Source organism: Pseudoalteromonas sp. MMG010, assembly GCF_018100905.1.
Taxonomy (GTDB): Bacteria; Pseudomonadota; Gammaproteobacteria; order Enterobacterales; family Alteromonadaceae; genus Pseudoalteromonas.
In genome coordinates this window covers 19,964-39,969 of the sequence record NZ_JAGJEG010000002.1, presented here as the reverse complement: position 1 = coordinate 39,969, position 20,006 = coordinate 19,964, and the positions used below count along the sequence as shown (strand labels likewise).

The window sequence follows — 20,006 nt, the reverse complement described above, 5'->3', positions numbered from 1 at the left end:
TAATTACGATAAAATAACTTATCAAAACTAATTTTAGAGTCACTATGCAACCTACTCCTTGGTATAAAAACTTCTGGCCTTGGTTTTTAATCGCCTTCCCTTTAGCCGCTATTATTGGCTGCGTTACTTTAATTTTTACCGCGATTGGTAATGGACCAGACATGGTGATTGATGATTATTATAAAGAAGGTAAAGCGATAAATTTAGAGCTAAGTAAGTTTGAAAAAGCCAAAGCACTTTACCTTCACGGTGATTTAAACATCACTGACGAACGCATTAGCTTTAAATTTAATAAAGGTGATAGCACTAAAGTAACCGCTTTAAAAGTCTCGTTTTATCATAGAACGATTAAAGCTCACGATTTTTCAGCGACATTAACTAAAAATGCTAACCAAGAATTTACAGCCTTATTAGATGCATACACGCCAGGTGCTTATTCAGTTTTTATTGAACCCATCGACCAAAGCTGGAAACTAAAAGAAAATGTACTATTACCAACCACCGAAGTCGTAGCTGTTACCCCTAAGTATAAGTAATCAATCAATGAGTAAACTCTGTTTTCATTGCTTAGAGCCTATTCCTAAAGGCTTTAACGAATCGGTCATTATAGATGATGTATCACAGCCAATGTGTTGTATTGGCTGTCAGGCCGTAGCGCAAAACATTGTTACTCAAGGGATGACCGATTATTATAAATACCGCACCGTTACTGCGGGTAAAGTTGAGCAGTTGGTCCCAGAGCAACTGCAATTTATAAAAAGCTATGATAACGAAGATATTCAAGATGAGTTTATTGCCACCAACCAAGGCATTTCAGAAGTATTACTCAGTGTTGAAGGTATTACATGTGCTGCGTGTGCTTGGCTTATCGAGAAACAGTTACTGAGCTTAAACAGTGTGAAACGCGTTGATGTAAACACATCGACTAATCGCGCAATGATCCAATGGGATAAACACACAACTCCATTAAGTGAAATTATCACCGCACTCGCTCAAATTGGCTATAAAGCCTACCCTTTCCAATCAGATATAGAAGCACAACAAAAACAACATGTTGCTAAAGCATATATCCGCCGCCTTGGTGTTGCAGGGTTGATGACGATGCAAGTCATGATGTTTGCATTCGCTATGTATTTTGGCATGTTTTCAGGGATGGAAAGTAACTTTGAGCAATATTTTAGATGGATTAGTTTAGCATTAGCTACACCGGTTGTACTTTACAGCGCACTACCCTTTTTAACTAATGCAATCAATGGCTTGAAATCAAAGCAGCTAAATATGGACCTACCCGTATCACTGGCTATTTTTGGTGCATATAGTGCCAGTTGTTACGCTACCTTTATGCAAGTCGGTGAAGTGTATTTTGAGTCTGTATGTATGTTTACCTTTTTGCTTTTATTAGGTAAATACCTTGAATTTAGAGCCCGGTTAAAAGCGAGTGAATTTACCGCTAATTTGCAAAAATTATTACCCCTTACGGCTCGTACACTTAACGAGCAAGGTGTCGAGCAAATTATTGCTGCCAAAAAGCTAAAACTTAATGACATTGTATTGATAAAAGCCGGTGAAACTATTCCAGCCGATGGCGAGCTGATCGCAGGAAATACCACGGTCGATGAATCAATGATGACAGGAGAACACCAACCTGTTAATAAACATATTGGTCAAAATGTTTATGCTGGGTGTGTTAATCACGATGGTGTGATCACAATACAAATTAATAAAATTGGTCAAAATACGTTATTAAACCAAATTATACGTTTACAACATAATGCCTTAACCAAGCGACCTAAATTAGTTGAAATCACCGATAAAGTTGCCCAGTGGTTCGTTGCAGCATTACTTATCTTTGCTTCTCTTACTGCAATTGGCTGGTATCAACTAGACCCAGAGCATGCATTTTGGATCACCATCTCTGTGTTAGTCGCCACCTGCCCTTGTGCACTTAGTTTAGCTATTCCAACCGCGCTGACCTGTGCTGTGGCAACGCTCACACAAAAAGGTATTTTAATTAAACAAGCACATGTACTTGAAACTCTGCCTAAATTAACCCTTTTTGCCTTTGATAAAACGGGCACATTAACACAAGGTAAGTTTAGTTTAGATGCGGTCGATGTTATTCATAGTGACTACAGCAAAGAGCAAGTATTAACTATCGCAGCGCAATTAGAGCGTTACTCTGAACACCCTATCGCCACTGCATTTTTAAAATATGATGATTCATTAACTCAAGTAAATGATGTAAAAGTGCACCCAGGACAAGGCATTAGTGCATTTATTGCAGGGACACATTATGCCATTGGTAAAAGTGGATGGTTTGACAGTGAAAAATCAAATGCTCAAGCGAGTTTATATGCAAATAAACAACTGATCGCCCGCTTTTATTTTAAAGATAATATCAAACCTGATGCGGCTAACTTAATTGCGTCATTACAAAAACAAAATTTAAGTTGCCATATGCTCACCGGTGATGCCTCTGATGCGGGAGCTCGAGTAGCAAAACAATTGCAATTAAATAGCCAGCGCAGCGCCTGTTCACCGCAAGATAAACAACGTGCAGTTGAGCAATGGGCCTCGCAACAACATATCGTTGCTATGATTGGGGATGGTGTGAATGACAGCCCTGTATTTGCAAGCGCCCATTTATCTATTGCCATGGAAACCGGCGCTGATATTTCTAAAAATGCCGCAGATGTACTGCTACTTAACAGTGATTTAGCATCAATCGATCATTTATTAAAGGTTGCTAAGCAAACTCAACGTATTATAAAACAAAACTTAGCCCTGTCGTTATTGTACAATGGCTCAATATTACCTTTAGCTGCTTTAGGACTTGTTGCGCCTTGGATGGCAGTCATTGGGATGTCTGCAAGCTCAATCATTGTGATATGTAATTCATTAAGGTTATTAAAGTTATGAGTATTATTTATGTGTTAATCCCCATTGCGATTCTGTTTGTGCTCATTGCGATTGGGGTCTTTTTTTGGGCAGTTAAAAGTGAACAATTTTCTGATTTAAACAAACAAGGTCATAGTATTTTGTTTGAAGATGACAAAGAACAACATAAAAACAGTAATGATTGAATCTATTTATGCCAGTGCATTTATTATGGGCCTAATCGGCAGCGGGCATTGTGTTGCTATGTGCGGCGGTATTGCAAGCTCCCTACAATTGGCTGCTAATAAAAAGCAAAGTATTTTATATTCAGTTTGTTACAACATCGGCCGGGCATTAAGCTATATGTTAGCTGGCGCCTTAGTGGCCGGAATAAGCAGTGAATTTGCAAAACAAAACCATTTTTTTTCACTCGCATTATCTTTTATAGCGGCGTTCTTTATCTTACTAATGGGCATTTATATAATACGATTAGGGGCAAGCCTACAATGGATTGAAAGATTTGGAAAATGGCTTATCTGGCAACACTTGGTTAAATTAAACAGTTATTTTTTACCCGTTAACTCGCCGTTTAAAGCCGTTGGGTATGGTGCATTATGGGGTTGGTTACCGTGTGGCTTAGTATATTCGGCTTTAACATGGGCCATGACCAGTCCAAGCGCTATCGATGGCGCAATCACCATGTTATTTTTTGCTTTAGGTACATTTCCTGCAATGATCACCGTTGCCATAATGGCGCAACGTTTAAATAAGCTTATTAATCATTTTTGTACCCGTATAGTGTTCGGTAGTATTTTAATTTGGTATGGTGTTTACTTATTAATAATAGCAACTGACAAATTGCTGCAAGTATAGGTTTAAAGGTATGGAATTTTCTCAAAACCGCGCTAAAAGTAACTGCGCAATTAGTTGTAACAATTGTAGTATTAGTCAACTTTGCTTGCCTTTTTCATTAAATGGCCAAGAAATGGATAAGCTTGACGAAATCATAGAGCGTAAAAAACCGCTCCATAAAGGCGATTACCTGGTTAAGTCAGCGATGCCGCTGACAGCTATTTATGCTGTGCGTTCTGGCTCGTTTAAATCTTATACCCTATCAGAGCAAGGTGAAGAACAAATTACCGGCTTTCATTTAGCCGGTGATTTAGTTGGTTTTGATGCGATTAATAAAATGGCACATCAAAGCTTTTCGCAAGCGCTCGAAACCGCGATGGTTTGCGAAATACCTTTTGATACATTAGATGAATTAGCAGGAAGGTTACCTAAATTACGCCAGCAAATTATGCGTTTAATGAGTAGTGAAATTAACTATGATCAGCAAATGTTGTTATCGCTCAATAAAAAAACAGCCGAAGAGCGAGTAGCGAGTTTCATTTTTAACTTATCTGAACGTTTTGGTGAGCGTGGTTTTTCGCGCAAAGAATTTAGATTAACCATGACACGTGGTGAAATTGGTAATTATTTAGGCCTTACAGTAGAAACAATTAGCCGTTTATTGAGCCGTTTTCAAAAAGAAGGCTTTATAAAAGTTGAAGCTAAATTTATTACGATACTTGATGCTGATATTTTAGCGCAAAAAGCAGCAATTAAGCCGTCTTGTTGATTTAAAACAATTAAACGTTTGCTACTACTTTAACTAAACTGAATTTGCGTTACACTCAAAGTGCATCAGTTAAGTAGATGGAGTAGCACATGAACACGATAAAAAATATATTAGTGGTTATTGATCCCACTAAAGATGATCAACATGGTTTATCTCGCTCAATAGAACTTGCAAAAAAAACAGGCGCTGCAATCACCGCCTTTATGACTGTTTACGATTTTTCTTACGAAATGACCACCATGCTCTCCTCAGATGAACGAGAAGCAATGCGAAATGCTGTCATTAAAGATCGCGAACTCTGGCTAGAAGATTTAATTTCCCCATATAGCCAACTCAATATCACCACTCAAGTGCTTTGGCAAAACCGCCCATTCGAAGCAATTATAACCACAGTGATAGAGCAACAGTTTGATTTAGTTATAAAAAGCACACATCAGCACGACACCTTAAAATCGGTTATATTTACTCCCACAGACTGGCACTTAGTTAGAAAATGCCCCACTCCAGTGTTATTTGTAAAAGAAATGTCTTGGCCAGAAAATGGAAATATTTTAGCCTCGGTTAATGCCGTTAGTGAAAACCAGCAACATCGAGACCTAAATAAGCGGATAATTAAAGATGCTCTGTTTTTGGCTGATTTAGCGGGCGCAAACTTAAACCTTGTTAATGCGTACCCAGCCACGCCTATTAATATTGCAATTGAAATCCCCGAATTTAACCCTTGTGATTACAATGAATCAGTTAAAAATCATCATATCGCCTCGACCCATAAACTCGCACATGAGTTTAATTTAGGCCCTCATCAATGTTATATAGAAGAAGGCTTACCCGAAGATGTTTTACCTCATGTAGCCAAACGCTTAAACAGTGAGCTGGTTGTTATAGGGACCGTCGGACGTACTGGTTTAAGCGCCGCATTAGTCGGTAACACTGCTGAGCATGTAATCGATAGTTTAGATTGCGATGTTTTAGCATTAAAACCCGATGGTTATATCAGTCCGTTAGCAAAATCATAAATTGATTTTGCTACACGCCAATTTAAGCTTATAATACGCCCCTTTATTTTACCGATAATTTTGCCGCATTGTTATATAAGGGGGCGCTGTGTCTAATTCAGCCCAAGCAAAAGCTCAATACAACTTTAATAAGCTAGAAAAACGCCTACGTCGCCTAACCGGTCAAGCGGTTATGGACTTCAATATGATTGAAGAAGGCGATCGTATTATGGTGTGCTTATCTGGAGGCAAAGATAGCTACACAATGCTTGATATGCTCAAACACCTAAAACGTGTAGCCCCTATTAATTTTGAATTATTTGTGGTTAATCTTGATCAAAAACAACCTGGGTTTCCTGAGCATGTGTTGCCAGAGTATCTTGATCAACAAAACATCGAATATAAAATTGTAGAAGAAGACACCTACAGTATTGTCACCGATATTATTCCTGAAGGTAAAACAACCTGTTCACTTTGTTCGCGTTTACGTCGAGGCATTTTATACCGTACAGCAAAAGAATTAGGTGCCACTAAAATTGCATTAGGCCACCACCGTGACGATATGATCGAAACACTCTTTTTAAATATGTTTTATGGCGGAAAATTAAAAAGCATGCCAGCAAAACTAATGAGTGATAACGGCGAACATATGGTTATTCGTCCTCTTGCTTATTGTAAAGAAGCCGACATTACTACATATGCTTTTAGTCAAGGCTATCCTATTATTCCGTGTAATTTATGTGGTTCGCAGGAGAACCTACAACGTAAACATACAAAAAATATGTTAGCCCAATGGAACAAAGACCATCCTGGGCGAATTGAAAGTATATTTACGGCGATGCAAAATGTAGTCCCTTCGCATTTAGCCGATACAAACTTGTTTGATTTTGAAAACTTACAAACCGGTGACGTTGTCGATGGAGGGGATATTGCTTTAGATAAACCTGATATACCTAAACAACCTGTCAATACACCCGATGAGTCAACACTCAACAACGATGTTGTAACAATAAACTTAAGTTAAAAATAAGCAGGGTTTGCTATTAGCAAACCCTGTTTTGTTATGTAAGTTGAGTCATTTTAAATCGTATAATTGCTCAGTTTAGTATTAACCTTTCATAAAGCCCCGAAGCTCTTGATACGCTTTTAGCCATGGCTAGCTGCAACACTTTTTTATCCGCCACCAGCTCAAATGTATTTTTTGCGCGCGTGATCCCTGTATACACTAATTGCCTATTAACCCCTATGTTTGCTTGTTTATATGGCGGCAATATCATTGCTGTGTAGCTAAATTCTGAGCCTTGTGATTTATGAATGGTCATCACGAACACTTTATCGTGGGCGGGTAACCGAGCCGGAGAGAATGCGCGCACACTGCCTTTCTCATCAATAAACAGGGCTTTTAATTGTCCCATTTCATCAGGCATTAAAATACCAATATCGCCATTAAACAGTTTTAATTGATAATCATTTTGGCTCACCATAATAGGCATACCTGTATAATGGCGCTGATCGCCACTAAAGCTAATTAAACCTTGTTGTTGCAGTGTACGTTCAATCCGGCTATTTAAACTGTTAACCCCATAATCACCTTCGCGTACAGCTGCAAGTAATTGATAATCTGAAAATGCGGCGTGCACTTGTAACGCACTGGCTCCTTGATGAATTAACTTTAAATAGTGTGAATAGTGCTGCGCAGCTTTATTAACCAGCTTTTCAATTGGAGTAGCTACAAAGTCGTAATCAAAGATCACATCGTTAAACGTTTTATTTTTCACTTCTTGCTCAACATAACGCAACATACCTTGATCGTTATTATTAACAGCACGGGCGAGTTTACCTATGCCACTATCATTATCAAAACGATAACTATGCTGTAAAAATGCAATACAATCGGCAAGCTTAAAACAACTGTGTTCGTTGTGCGCTATTAATTTTCGCCCTGAAAAACATAATTCATTTAGTTCTTCACAGCGTGAGCTTGAATAATTAGGCGATTTCCCCATTACTAATCCTTGGCACAAATCGCTCATTACACTTCCGGTATCAACCGAAGTGAGTTGATCTTTATCACCCAGTAATATTAATCGTGCATGGGCAGGTAATGCTTCAATTAATTTAGCCATCAGCGATAAATCAACCATAGACGCTTCATCGATAATCAACACATCAACATGCAGTGGGTTTGTACTGTTATGCCTAAACTTATTAGTAAATGGTTTTACCCCCAACAATCGGTGAATCGTTTGTGCCGTTTCGGGAATAAGTGCTTTAATCTCTTCAGCGGTCTCTTTGAGTTTGCCCTTTGCCCCAAGTATAGATTCACTTAAACGAGCAGCCGCTTTACCAGTAGGCGCCACCAGCTTGATATTTAGCGGCACCTGTTGATATAGCGATTGCAAAATAGCTAATAGCTTTGTCACCGTGGTCGTTTTACCTGTTCCAGGGCCTCCGGTTATTACACTAAACCCTTTAGTCGCAGCAATTGCACACGCCACTTTTTGCCAATCTATATCGGAGTTATTAGTCTCGTCTTTATTTGGAAAGTACGTATTTAACAACTTAGTTAACAAGGAGGTATCAATATTTACCTTGCGATCGCTCATACTAATTAAACGTGCCGCAATTGTTTGCTCATAAGTCCCTAATCGAGAGAAATATAATCGTCTTGCAAATAATTGTAAGGGTTTATCATCCCCGACACACGTTTGTTGGTTTAAATAATTAATTGCTAACTCTGTGGTAAACGTGTCTTTAAAGGGGCTGATTATATCCGGTGTAGGTGTACTCATTTGTGCATCGCTCGTAAAACGTAAATTAAACGGATTTTGCCAATTAATGTCATCTAGTGTTAAGCAGCTGTGCTGACTTTGCTGCGAAATACTAAGCAATAATATAATGTAAAATAATTCAGTTTTTTGCTCTGAGCTGTCGCATAGTAATTCAGCAAGTTTAATATCCACAACACGGATAATATTTTCACTTAATAAATATTGCTCTAAACTAAGCACCGGGCCTTGGTTGCAAGCAACCTCAGTGTTAGATAATTCACTACTATGTGTGACAATTGACGACTCATTCATAGCATTGTTCCTTGAGTAAATAAGCTATCTAAAATTAATACTTGTTCTGTGGTTAATTTTTTAAAATACACACCTTGTCCTGCGGGCATACCGCGTAAAAATGTGTAATACACACCGCCTAAATGCGTTTCTATCGTGTAATCGCTTATCCTTTGCTTTAATAGCCTATGCAACGCCACTGTATATATTAAATACTGTAAATGGTATTGATGGCTCGTCATCGCTTGCTCTAACAAATCGTGTTGATAATCTAAAGGCGTATTTCCTAAGTAATTAGATTTATAATCTAAGATGTAATACTTACCTTGGTAACAAAAAATTAAATCAATAAAACCCTTCAGCAAACCTTTCACATTGCTAAAATCAAGCTTACTTTGTGTAAAACCAAAATGTTTAATTAACACCTCATTTAAAGCTGGAGCGGTCAATTTAGTTAATGGCAAATTAAATTCCATTTCAACCAAACATTCTTGTGGTGCTAATTTACTTAAACTTAAATCGGTATTGCTATCTAAAGGGCACGCCAATACATCTAAAACCCACTGCTCTGTTATGTCTTGCCAGGTTTCATTGATATTATATTTTTCTAAGGTATTTTTAATCACTTCAGATAAATTGTGCTGTGGATTAGTCGGGTGAGTAATGGGACTGGTAAAGTCAATTTGCTCAAAAATTTCGTGTAAACAGCTACCTGGTTTTGCGCCTTTTGGAAAACTATATGGGCTAGGGATTTCTACTTGTAGTTCAGCAAACTCGTCTTTATCGTGATCCTCGTCACTGCGCCCAGGCGCAAGTTGCTCACTGTGTTTGTTAAACGTTAATGCACTAAAACTGGTTGCTCGCCAATGACGCTCTATTGCAACGTTTAGCGATTTAACATTTAAATCTAGCGTTACATCATCATCACTTGTAAGCAATAACACCCCTTCATCTAACAACGTTTGTGCCGTAAACTCGTTATATTGCATTGCGTGATTTTGTTGGCAAAATTCGGCTAAATGAGTTCGCCATATTTGACTACTGGTTAACGCTAAATCACTAAATAAAACATGGCCTAATGCACTTTTTTGAATGGCTAAATGCTTACTTTGTCCTAACCCTATGTTATAAACCCCCAGTGAACAAAAGTGTACTGCCCGCGTTAAAGCTACATATAATAACCGTAAGTCTTCGGCTAAGCGTTCTTCTTCAGCTTGTTGTAATGCACTTTCGCTTTTACTTAAATCAAATATTAACCTTGTATCATCATGATAAAGCGCTTCTTTAGCTTCTCTAAAGCCACTTGCAAATGGCATAAATACTAAAGGATATTCAAGGCCTTTAGAGGCATGCATAGTGACAATTTTGACTAAGTTCGCATCACTTTCAAGTCTAACTTGTACTGTTTCACCTTCTTGCTGGCTAACTTGCTGAGCAAACCAACGTAATAAGCGTAATGTCCCTTCAAGCTCAATCTGCTTTTGTTGTAATATTTCACCTAAATGCCTAAAGTCGGTTAACCAACGTTCAACGTTATACCCTAATCCCTGCCATTTTGCGCTGAGTTCATTGTGGCTAAGTAAACGCTCCAGCATTGCCATTGCGCCTTTGCTATGCCACATATCATGAAGCTGAGCAAAGAAGGTTAAATGAGCCTGCCACGCATTTTCGTCGCTGTTTAGTGCGTAAATATCATTGTAGCTTAAACAAAACAACGGACCGGCCAACACACCTCGTAATAAAGCTTCGTTGTATTGACCATGCAAAGCCGTTAAAAAATTAAGCAAATGATGGCTCAATGCTTGGTTAAACACACTCTCTCGCGATAAATAAACACTGGCTACATTCGCTTTATTTAGTGCCGTTTTCATTAACTGCGCTTCGACCCTATCTCGTACTAAAATACAAATATCGGCGGCGCATACGGCTTTATCACCAATACAGGCGTGCCCCTGCTTCGCTTGTGTGAGTAAAGACACTATTTTATTGGCAAAATAATTAGCCAGTTGTGTTTGTCCATGGCTTTTGCTGGTTGGTTTGCCTAACTCGTCAGCGGCTTCATCAACAAATACGTTAAACTCGAAAGCGGTGGCAGCTTTGCCATTAATAAAGAAGGCCTCGCTGGCTTTTTTACCCTTAGCAGCGACTTTATTAAACGGGATTGCATCATTATAAATAAAGCTATTAGTATGTTTATTAAAAATATTATTTACACTGTTAACGACATCACTACTGGAGCGAAAGTTAGTACCCAGTGTGAATTGTTTATTTTTATCTACCGCTTCTTTTGCGCCAATATAAGTAAATATATCTGCGCCTCTAAAGCCATATATAGCTTGCTTAGGATCGCCAATCATCGCCAATGTAGTATCTTCTTGGCCATAAATATGGCTAAAAATACCATATTGGATCGGGTCGGTATCTTGAAATTCATCAATCATCGCCACTGGAAATAACTGCGCTATTTTAGTGGCTAATGTATCTCCTTGTTCACTTTGTAAGGCGGCATGTAAATTTGTAAGTAAATCATCGGGAGTGATTACACTTTGCTCTTGCTTACGCAGTTTTACATGCTTTTTAACCCAGCGTGCAGCATGCTGTACTATCGCAATCTTTAAGCCATCATCTATGGCTTCGCTTAAAGCAGCTAACTTATCAAACATTTTTAGTAGCGGGTGGCTAAACAGCGATTGGTTTTTTTTATAATTAGTTAAATCAGATAAACTCTCTGTACTCCACACCGCAAACGAATAGTTTTTAGTACCAAATTTAAAAAATACATCACCACTATGACAAAAACTTTCTAATGCAGCCAAGCTCCCTTTTCGTCCGGGCGTTTTTGATCCACTTAATCCTGATTTCAATACAGCTGCAATAAATCCTTGATCGATAACCGCCTTTTTAAAATCAGTAATTAAACTTAAATATTCTTCACGCGCCTTAAATACGTCGGCCAACTCTACTTGTGGTGTAATTTCGGCGTTGCCTTTATTTAAAATACTACTGACTTGTGCAAATAATGATTCGGGCGCCGAAAATGCCGATAAAACGGCATCCGTTTTATTTTTATCGAGGGGATAAACAAAACTGCGCCAAAAATCCTTTAAGGTATCGAGTAAAATATCTCGCTCTTCTAAGATAAAAGCTAAATTAAACGCCACCCCCGACTCAAATGCATGCTGTTTTAACATACGTTGACAAAAACCATGTATCGTAAAAATAGCCGCTTCGTCCATCGATTTTGCAGCGGCATCGAGTAGATCAAATGCACGGTGTTTATCGGTAATTCGGGCAATGATACCTTCAATGAGTTCATCGTTAATTGCTTGACCAAGTAATGCATCGCGGGCAGCAATGATACGGCTTCGCACACGCTCTTTTATCTCTTCGGTGGCAGCTTCAGTAAAAGTTACAACCAGAATTTGCTCTACAGTTAATGCTTTATTTATATTGCTATGATCATCGCCGGGTAATTGCATTCCTAGCAAATAGCGAAGGTATAACCCCGTAATCGTGTAGGTTTTTCCTGTACCGGCACTGGCTTCAATTAAGCTTTTTCCGATCAGTGGCATCGTTAGTGGATCAAGCGCTTGCATAACGGCTCTCCTTCGCGTGTTCGTGTAACGGAGCCAATAGTTTTTCGCTTAAGGCTATAAATTCATCTTGGCATTGCGACAGCGACTGCACCGTTAATTTAATATAGGGGTCCTCCCCTTCACCACGACCAATATACTGGGGACTAAATTTATTCATCGCTTTTGACATATCATTATTACTTTTAACATACTCGTAGCCACTGGCAGGAAAAAACGCCACAGGCGACTTGATGAGTGCACTGTATAAATTAAGCCAATCTATTAACAGACTATCGGCTTGGCTTTTCGCTATGGGTGCAAACGTTACTTTTTTATCCAGGCCTAATAGCACCGTGGTTACATTAAGATCTAAACTCTGTGCAATTAAATGGTGAATAAACCCTTTAATTAAGTCTTTAGCTTTTATACTTGCACTTCGATAAAACACTTGTTGATTAATGTAAATATGGTTAAGCCAACCTTGTAGCTTCATATTATTAATAGAGAGTTTGACCTCTATCGGCTCATTTTTGCCCACTTGTATATGCTCTTTAACCTGCCCAGCTAACGCATCAACTCTATGTTGCATGCTTTCAAACACCAAATCGCCAACATGAGCTTGTGGCAATTCGCCACGTTGTAGCATTTGTTCACGACTAACTTCTTGCTCGTTAATAGTCGATTCGAGGATTTCGTCTAGGTAAAAATAGCGCCTTAATGCATCTAAACTAAAAGGTTCTTCGTCTTTTTCTATTTCATTAAATTGGGGTAAGCGCAATCCTAACGTTTGCTGATAAAAACTTTCGTGGGCATGGCATACACTTCTAATAAATACCGCTATTTCAAGCTCTGTCGGGGCTGGTATATCAATTGCACTGATCGGTTCAGGTATAATGACATCACTTGGCAACCAAATTGGATTATAGCTATGATGACTTAATACCGGTATTTTTTGCTTAACGCTTTGATAGTTTTCGCAATTAAAGGGTTGTAAATGCGATTTAGAGACCAAACAACTTGGTAAGGTCGCAATGTGGGTGTTGGGCTGCGTAGGGCCCATAATATTATCGAGCACAAAACTACGGCCAATATATTCTAACAGCTCACTCACTAAGGTAGAGGGCATGCGTGGTTGGTTATCAAAACACGACCGACCGATGTAACTAATATATAAATTTTCTCGTGCACTAAGTAGCGCTTCTAAAAACAAGTATCGATCATCGAGCTTTCGTGACCTATCGCCTTTTTGCTTTGTCGAATAGGGAACTAAATCAAAACCGATAGGCTGTACTGTACGCGGATAATCAGCATCGTTGAGCCCTAGCATACATACCACTTTAAAAGGGACAGCACGCATAGGCATAAGTGTACAAAAATTAACTTTGCCAACTAAAAACCGCTGCCCTACGCCTTTTTCTTGAATCCCTTGTTTTATTAAATAACTAACAATGCGTTGCGATACCCGTGCATCATAATCGCCATTTTCATAATGCTTTTTAAGCTCATCAATAACATGGTGTAATACCAGTAAATCCCAGCTCTCTTCACCTTCGTTGTTATACATTGCATTGAGTAAATCGATTAAAATATTCGCTTTATTTTCAAGCGTGTCATTATCACTCAATCGCTCTTTAAATGTTTGTAATACATCAATAAAGTGAACTAATTTATTGAGTGTATCAAGCGCCATTCCTTCGACTTCATCCGCACTGTAAATACCATTAAATGGGCATTGCTCATCGCGCATAGCAACCCCTAAAACCAAACGATTAAGACCATGCTGCCAGGTATTTAAATCAATGGCTGGTAAATCAAAACTGCTTTTGTGTTCCGCGTTAATCCCCCACTTCACACCAACACGCTCTAACCAATATTGGATCTGCTCGTATTCGTGGGCTTGTACCGAAAATTTTTCAGCAATTTGTGTCACTTGCAATAAGTCTAAAATATCCGACACACCAAAGCGTGAAAACGGTAAATTAGCTAAACTAGCAAACGAGCTTAACACCGGTTTTTCTTGTTCTATTGCCAAATCGGCCAAGGCATAAGGAATAAAGCGCTTCCCTTGCGCCCCACCAAAAACCGACTCAATATATGGACTGTATGTGCCTACATCGGGCATCATTACAATAATATCTTTCGGTGTGAGCCCAGGATTTTGTGCAAATAAGTTAAGTAAATAATCGTGTAAACGCTCAACCTCACGTAATGGAGTATGACAATCAGATAAAACAATACTGCTATCGGTGGCACTAACAGGAAGCTTACCTTTATCGTTTATAAACCATTGCTTATCTGTGGTTAGCGATTTACCTTTAAAGGCGAGTTGATAAATTTCGCTTTGTATTTGCGACAATAAACAAGTATCAAAATCGTTAATAAAACCGTCTATCCAACGTGCATCTAATTGCACTAATTGTTCAAAATAATCACGTCCTAATTTCCCCCATGACGATAACAGAGGATTACCAATAAAGTAGTAATCGTCATCTGGGTGTGTCGTTTGTTTGTTATGGGCTTCTACAAGGGGCATTTTTGCATATTTAGCCGTTATTTTTGCAGCCGTTTTTTCATCAATAATATCCCCCCAATAGTGCTCACTGGGGTTAAAAAAGAATAAAAACACAGCGGTTTTTTCACTTAATGCTTTAAACACCTCCAGTTGCGAGCTGGCGATTGCCGAAATACCAAATAAACAAATCCGTTTGGGGAGTAAATTGCTATCCATATTCTCAAGTGCTGCCAATAATTTCCCTTGCATATTGGCACGATGAAACTGACTTTGGCCGAGTGATTTACTATAGGCGACTATTTTTCGCCATAAATCGCTTTGCCATGGCGCTATGTTAATATCAACATCTGCTAAGGTATCTTTACCACTATCCCATGTCGCTATCCAATGTGGACGATACATTAAATATTGATCATACACATCGGCTATTTTTTCACATAAGGCAAACGTTTTTTGCCCATCAATATCGCCCTCTAAATAAGTTTTTAAAGGTAAATATAATGGCTCATCAATGCACGTGGGCAAAATGGCAAACAGCTTCCACGCCAAATTAGCTTTATTAAAAGCCGACTCTTTAGGGACATCTGGCAACAGTTGTTGATATAACTGCCAAATAAAACTCGACGGCAGAGGAAAATCTACTTGTGCTGCTACGCCTAAGCTTTCACTTAATCCTATTTTAAGCCATTGTGACATGCCGGGAGATTGCACCAACACCACTTCCTTATCAAACGGGCTTGATAATGGCTGTACTTTTAATAGCTGATTAAACTGCGCCTGAAGGGCTTCCATTCGGTTTGATTGAATAATATTGAGCATATGCCACGGTCCTTGCTTGAGATAAAACCAGTGTAAAATATTTTCATTAGTAGCGGTAGCAATAAAGGGGATTTGATTAATTAAAATCAATTGGTTAGATGTTTTTTAAACAGTTAGGCACTTACCTAACTGTTTACTATATAAATATAACTTGGTGCTATACTAGCTCAGCTAACATATCATCGTTATAGGGAATTAATGGTTGATGACTTTTAATTTTATTAATGTAATCAGGGTTGGCAATAAGTGCACGGCCGATAGCAATTAAGTCGAATTTGTTGTCGTTAATAGCAGTTCTCGCGCTTTCAAAACTGTAACTCCCCACACCCACTAATGTCCCGTTATAAGCTGCGCGTAAATACTGCGAAGTGGTTTTGCCCGCCAGTGATGCGAACTGCATACTGTCATCAAAAATACCACCATGTAAGTAAGCCAAATGACGTTTTTCAAGCTCAGGCAGTAAATAGTCAAATACCGCTTTGTCACGACTATCTTCTTGCATATTAAAATACGCACCCGGTGTTATCCGAATCGCTGTACGCTCATTGCCAATAGCGTCAATAATGGCGTCGGTGACAGCCAACGCAAAACGTGCCATATTTTCAGGCGATTGTCCGTATTCATCAGTTCGGGTATTGGCGTCATAATGTAAAAATTGATCAATCAAATAACCATTTGCGCCATGAATTTCTACCCCGTCGAATCCCGCTTCTATGGCATTTTTAGCCGCAGTAGCATAATCGGCTATCAGGGTTGTTATATCATCAACGGTAGCGGCTTTAGGTGTCACATAGGTCAGCTCACGCATACGCGGTACTGACCCTTCAATACCAATTGCTGAAGGGGCTAGTACATCACCATCAAAAAAATGAGGATGGGCCACACGCCCGACATGCCAAAGCTGTGCAAACATTTTTCCTCCATTGGCGTGCACTGCATCGGTCACTTTTTTCCAGCCTTGTATTTGCTCACGACTAAATAATCCCGGTGTATTTGGGTAACCTTGTGCATCAGGGCGAATAATCGTGGCTTCACTAATAATAAGCCCGGTATCTGCACGACGCGCATAATACTCAACCATAGCTTGCGTAGGCACTAAATTATCATCAGCCATACACCGTGTCAGCGGCGCCATTAAAACGCGATTTTTTAGTTCGATGCTATTATTTAGCTTAAAGGGAGCCAGTAAGTCAGTTGCCATTTGTTTATCCTTTTTTAAAGTATTATTAATACAATGCGGTCAATTTAAAAACATTCAAGAATAATTTTTGAATGACTGCTCAACTTATTCATCTTAAGTTATACTTAGTCATTAAATAATACGATCGCCTGTCATAAATTTTTTGCCAATTATTCACCCCTGTGTCATATAACTCGATATACTGCTGTGCATATAATTATGCAAACACTATTAATAGTATTAAAAGCGAGCCAATCATGACAACTGCAAATACACCCGAGCAAAACGCTCAAATTTTAGGCTTAGGCGCAAAAAAACGACTCACTTACTTATTTGAAACCGTAAAGCAGTTTAAACAAGTATGGATTTTGAATGATAACGACGGGTGTGTCATGCTCACCAGCGAAGATGATGACTGCGTACCTGTTTGGCCAACCCGTGAGTTCGCACAAGCATGGGCAACAGGCGAGTGGGAAGGCTGCTCACCTAAAGCCATTCCTATCAATGATTGGTTTAGTCGCTGGACCCCTGGTCTTGAAGACGATGACTTACTTATTGCCGCCTTTCCGACAGAAGACGATGATGGGACGATTCTGTTTGCTGATGAATTTGAAAAACAGCTAAAAAGATTTTAAAAAAGAGCCCTCCTAATTTAAGGAGGGCATTTAAAGCATTAACCACCAATACAAGACCCTCACTACTGAACATCATTACATTCGTGGCTTAATAAATATTTTTTCACTTTAAAGAAATTCGTATTAATAAATAAACATTAAGCTCTTTTTATCGTCAACACCCTAATCCGGTATAGCGATAAAACAGCATAGCCGTTTTAAATTTATTAACCCCTTCGGCTTGGTTCAAAGCTGTCAAACCTTGGTAACGCTGCATCTAATTCATCCCAATCCGCCTTAGAAGATACAAAGTTATGAGATAGCGGTCTTTGTGTTATTTCTGAGTCTAAAATACCTAAACGAATTCGTAATTTAGATGGATTATCACTGTTTGAACTGAAAATAGGTGAAGCGCACACAGAGCAGAAGTGTCTATGTTTACCGGGTTTAAATGCGTAATAAGTTAGTTTATTTTGTGGATCTATAACCTTAAATTCATGGGTATTTATAAATCCATTAGTTGCATATGCGGTGCCACTACTTTTTCTACATAATGAGCAGTGACAATGAATAATACTGGTAATAGGCCCTAACAATTCAACCTTAATTACGCCACATAAACATGAACCTTGGTACATTTTCAATCTTTCCTCTTTAAAAATATTATGACAGTGAGCAGTGTGGCTTGTTTTTTCTCCAACCAAACTCCATTTTTGAGGCTGTTTTTTCTGCTAAATCATTTGAATATAACTTACTGACCAAGTGCAAACTCATATCAATCCCTGCCGATATACCGCCTGAGGTAATAATATTTTCTTCATCAACCCAACGTACATCTTTTACTACCTCAAGCTTTGGGAACATAGTTTGTAAAGCAGGAATATCTTCCCAATGAGTGGTTACTTTGTGGCTTTTAATAACGTTTGCTTTAGCTAACAAAAATGCTCCGGTACAAACCGAAGCAACAATGCGTGACTTACTTGATTGTAATGCAATCCAGTCAATAACCTCTGGTTTGTTAATTTCATCACTATGATCGCCACCAGCGATAAGTAAAACATCAATCTTTTCATGATTATGAAAGCCATAGTTAGGCAATACTTTATAGCCTGCTCGGGCAGTCACTATATCACCTGTTTGACTGATCAAAAATGCATTAAATGGCGTGTTGTGCGTACATACTCGCGATGCTGTAGAGAACACTTCAAAAGGACCTGAAAAATCCAAGACCTCTGCGTTATCATAGATATAGATCCCAATATTCATAATATCCCTTTTAAATGATCAATAAACGCTAAAACAATGATAAAGAAATAAACCGGTAAAATGATAATTCTTGTTTTACAATTTTAACAATGGTTTTTGCTCACCTTGATACAGTTTCACAGGAACCAATTCGGTGGTGCCATTTTGCACTCTTAGCTGAAAGTAATTTTCAGTACATTCGTAAGAAAACGCATTATTTTCTCGTGCGATAAGCTTGCGTTTACTTTCACCTTCGTATTGAGAATAAAGGGTATTGTGTTCAAATGAAATCGTTAATATTGTCGAATCGGGGGTTTTATACCGACCAATTAATGAAGCAGCCATCCTCTTTGCTGTTTGTACGTTAACGGGTTTAGGCGATAAGTTTAACTGTACTGCGATCATATCTAATAAAGCAGGCCCGGGATGTTTTGTATCATTATTGGTTAATGCTGTCGCTGTTAAATCTTCATTTGGAAAATAAACATGCCAAGCAAAAAAACCAGGAACCTGCCCTTGATGACTCACACTGTGAAGGCCACTAATTGGGTAAATATCAACCCCATATCCATAATTAATAGGTTGGTTGTTATTTAATTTAGCGCGGGTGGTCATTAATCGATAACTCTGTGTCGAAATAATATTTCCAGATTTTAATGCTTTATACCAAAGGCTCATATCAGCCAAAGTAGAAGCAATAGCGCCTGCAGAATAGATCCAACTACGGTCAACATTCCATGCTCTTTGTGTTAATTTTTCTGGATTAAGGTAGGTTTTAGGGGCGTTGTGATTACTTGTATACCCATGAACGGCCCCAGCAGAAGTCCCTTTAGTGAGTACAAATGTATCATCCATTTTTAATGGTTTAAAAAATGATTTAGCCATAAATTGCGCATAAGACATCCCCGTGACAACCTCAATAACGTGTCCTAGTAGCACATACCCTAAATTTGAATAACTATATTTTTGTCCCGGCTCAGCCATGAGGGGCTGCTTAGTAATGCTGTGAATAACTTGATCAATCGGTGCATAGTTATCATAAACCTGAGTTATTTCAGGATCGTTTAAATAATCAGCGAGTCCTGCGGTATGACTTAAAAGTTTATCTATGGTTAAATCTTTATAGTCTGGATTAATCTCTTTGAGGTGCTGCCCTAACGTATCGTGTAACGATAGCTTTTTATCTTCAGCAAGTTTTAATATTGCTACAGCGGTAAATGTTTTTGTAATAGAGCCAATTTGAAATATATCGTCTGTAGTCAGCGCACGCATAGTTTCGATATTTTTTACCCCAATAGCTCCTTTATAAATAAGCTCACCTGAGTGCTCTAAACTAACCACCATACCGGGTGCGTCATTGTCGTTATAGCATTGTAAAATTGTATCAAAGTCATTTTTGTAAGCTGCTTCGCTGCATGTGCTAACACTTATAATCGCAGCCAATAATATATTTTTATACACGTTTAAAACTCCTTTTACTCGGGTAAGCTTATACACAAGGTTTGG

Annotated in this window: 15 protein-coding genes; 8 read left to right on the top strand and 7 right to left on the bottom strand. The window is 38.6% G+C overall.

What is annotated here, in order from left to right:
• Window positions 1-44 precede the first annotated feature (44 nt).
• The 7 genes from J8L70_RS03145 (at window position 45) to ttcA (ending at window position 6,517) form a co-directional block, all read left to right on the top strand.
• Window positions 45-536, top strand: coding sequence for a FixH family protein (locus J8L70_RS03145; RefSeq protein ID WP_211054029.1), 492 nt, complete (start codon window positions 45-47; stop codon window positions 534-536).
• 7 nt (window positions 537-543) lie between these two features.
• Window positions 544-2,919, top strand: a complete 2,376-nt coding sequence (locus tag J8L70_RS03140; protein ID WP_211054028.1) for a heavy metal translocating P-type ATPase — start codon at window positions 544-546, stop codon at window positions 2,917-2,919.
• The gene (gene ccoS, locus J8L70_RS03135) at window positions 2,916-3,083 is read left to right on the top strand and encodes a cbb3-type cytochrome oxidase assembly protein CcoS (protein WP_211054027.1); all 168 of its coding nucleotides are present in this window, start codon (window positions 2,916-2,918) and stop codon (window positions 3,081-3,083) included. The genes J8L70_RS03140 and ccoS overlap by 4 nt, the downstream gene beginning before the upstream one ends.
• Entirely contained in the window at window positions 3,076-3,750 is a 675-nt protein-coding gene (locus J8L70_RS03130) for a sulfite exporter TauE/SafE family protein (protein WP_211054026.1), read from the top strand. Before ccoS ends, J8L70_RS03130 begins: the two co-directional genes overlap by 8 nt.
• A 10-nt stretch (window positions 3,751-3,760) precedes the next feature.
• On the top strand, window positions 3,761-4,498 hold the full coding sequence (fnr, locus tag J8L70_RS03125; protein WP_211054025.1) for a fumarate/nitrate reduction transcriptional regulator Fnr: 738 nt from the start codon (window positions 3,761-3,763) through the stop codon (window positions 4,496-4,498).
• A gap of 89 nt (window positions 4,499-4,587) precedes the next feature.
• Window positions 4,588-5,514: a universal stress protein UspE gene (gene uspE / locus J8L70_RS03120; protein WP_211054024.1), complete on the top strand. Its 927-nt coding sequence runs from the start codon at window positions 4,588-4,590 to the stop codon at window positions 5,512-5,514.
• 88 nt (window positions 5,515-5,602) lie between these two features.
• Entirely contained in the window at window positions 5,603-6,517 is a 915-nt protein-coding gene (gene ttcA / locus J8L70_RS03115; RefSeq protein WP_211054023.1) for a tRNA 2-thiocytidine(32) synthetase TtcA, read from the top strand.
• A 73-nt stretch (window positions 6,518-6,590) separates the two neighbouring features.
• On the opposite strand, the gene recD is transcribed toward ttcA, so the two are convergent.
• The 4 genes from recD to J8L70_RS03095 all read right to left on the bottom strand — a co-directional run bounded on the left by recD (window position 6,591) and on the right by J8L70_RS03095 (window position 16,662).
• Complete coding sequence (gene recD, locus J8L70_RS03110; RefSeq protein WP_211054022.1) at window positions 6,591-8,576, bottom strand: exodeoxyribonuclease V subunit alpha; 1,986 nt, start codon at window positions 8,574-8,576, stop codon at window positions 6,591-6,593.
• Window positions 8,573-12,151: an exodeoxyribonuclease V subunit beta gene (recB, locus tag J8L70_RS03105; protein ID WP_211054021.1), complete on the bottom strand. Its 3,579-nt coding sequence runs from the start codon at window positions 12,149-12,151 to the stop codon at window positions 8,573-8,575. Before recB ends, recD begins: the two co-directional genes overlap by 4 nt.
• Window positions 12,138-15,461 carry an exodeoxyribonuclease V subunit gamma gene (recC, locus tag J8L70_RS03100; RefSeq protein WP_211054020.1) on the bottom strand — a complete coding sequence of 1,108 codons (3,324 nt, stop codon included), beginning with the start codon at window positions 15,459-15,461 and terminating at the stop codon, window positions 12,138-12,140. Before recC ends, recB begins: the two co-directional genes overlap by 14 nt.
• A 157-nt stretch (window positions 15,462-15,618) precedes the next feature.
• Entirely contained in the window at window positions 15,619-16,662 is a 1,044-nt protein-coding gene (locus J8L70_RS03095) for an alkene reductase (RefSeq protein WP_211054019.1), read from the bottom strand.
• A 236-nt stretch (window positions 16,663-16,898) separates the two neighbouring features.
• Here J8L70_RS03095 and J8L70_RS03090 point away from each other — a divergent pair, with 236 nt between their 5' ends.
• Window positions 16,899-17,276, top strand: a complete 378-nt coding sequence (locus tag J8L70_RS03090; protein WP_211054018.1) for a DUF2750 domain-containing protein — start codon at window positions 16,899-16,901, stop codon at window positions 17,274-17,276.
• Window positions 17,277-17,482: 206 nt separating this feature from the next.
• On the opposite strand, the gene J8L70_RS03085 is transcribed toward J8L70_RS03090, so the two are convergent.
• From J8L70_RS03085 to J8L70_RS03075, 3 genes are all read right to left on the bottom strand, one after another.
• Window positions 17,483-17,893: a GFA family protein gene (locus J8L70_RS03085; protein ID WP_211054017.1), complete on the bottom strand. Its 411-nt coding sequence runs from the start codon at window positions 17,891-17,893 to the stop codon at window positions 17,483-17,485.
• Window positions 17,894-17,918: 25 nt separating this feature from the next.
• On the bottom strand, window positions 17,919-18,521 hold the full coding sequence (locus tag J8L70_RS03080) for a DJ-1/PfpI family protein (protein ID WP_211054016.1): 603 nt from the start codon (window positions 18,519-18,521) through the stop codon (window positions 17,919-17,921).
• A gap of 75 nt (window positions 18,522-18,596) precedes the next feature.
• Window positions 18,597-19,961: a serine hydrolase domain-containing protein gene (locus J8L70_RS03075; protein WP_211054015.1), complete on the bottom strand. Its 1,365-nt coding sequence runs from the start codon at window positions 19,959-19,961 to the stop codon at window positions 18,597-18,599.
• Between the last annotated feature and the right edge of the window lie 45 nt (window positions 19,962-20,006).

What these genes read in the sequence shown, in the direction of transcription:
- J8L70_RS03085 (WP_211054017.1), bottom strand. Translation starts at nt 17,893, where the DNA reads ATGTACCAAGGTTCATGTTTATGTGGCGTAATTAAGGTTGAATTGTTA.
- J8L70_RS03080 (WP_211054016.1), bottom strand. Translation starts at nt 18,521, where the DNA reads ATGAATATTGGGATCTATATCTATGATAACGCAGAGGTCTTGGATTTT.
- J8L70_RS03145 (WP_211054029.1), top strand. Translation starts at nt 45, where the DNA reads ATGCAACCTACTCCTTGGTATAAAAACTTCTGGCCTTGGTTTTTAATC.
- J8L70_RS03140 (WP_211054028.1), top strand. Translation starts at nt 544, where the DNA reads ATGAGTAAACTCTGTTTTCATTGCTTAGAGCCTATTCCTAAAGGCTTT.
- J8L70_RS03130 (WP_211054026.1), top strand. Translation starts at nt 3,076, where the DNA reads ATGATTGAATCTATTTATGCCAGTGCATTTATTATGGGCCTAATCGGC.
- uspE (WP_211054024.1), top strand. Translation starts at nt 4,588, where the DNA reads ATGAACACGATAAAAAATATATTAGTGGTTATTGATCCCACTAAAGAT.
- J8L70_RS03090 (WP_211054018.1), top strand. Translation starts at nt 16,899, where the DNA reads ATGACAACTGCAAATACACCCGAGCAAAACGCTCAAATTTTAGGCTTA.
- recB (WP_211054021.1), bottom strand. Translation starts at nt 12,151, where the DNA reads ATGCAAGCGCTTGATCCACTAACGATGCCACTGATCGGAAAAAGCTTA.
- J8L70_RS03095 (WP_211054019.1), bottom strand. Translation starts at nt 16,662, where the DNA reads ATGGCAACTGACTTACTGGCTCCCTTTAAGCTAAATAATAGCATCGAA.
- recD (WP_211054022.1), bottom strand. Translation starts at nt 8,576, where the DNA reads ATGAATGAGTCGTCAATTGTCACACATAGTAGTGAATTATCTAACACT.
- fnr (WP_211054025.1), top strand. Translation starts at nt 3,761, where the DNA reads ATGGAATTTTCTCAAAACCGCGCTAAAAGTAACTGCGCAATTAGTTGT.
- recC (WP_211054020.1), bottom strand. Translation starts at nt 15,461, where the DNA reads ATGCTCAATATTATTCAATCAAACCGAATGGAAGCCCTTCAGGCGCAG.
- ccoS (WP_211054027.1), top strand. Translation starts at nt 2,916, where the DNA reads ATGAGTATTATTTATGTGTTAATCCCCATTGCGATTCTGTTTGTGCTC.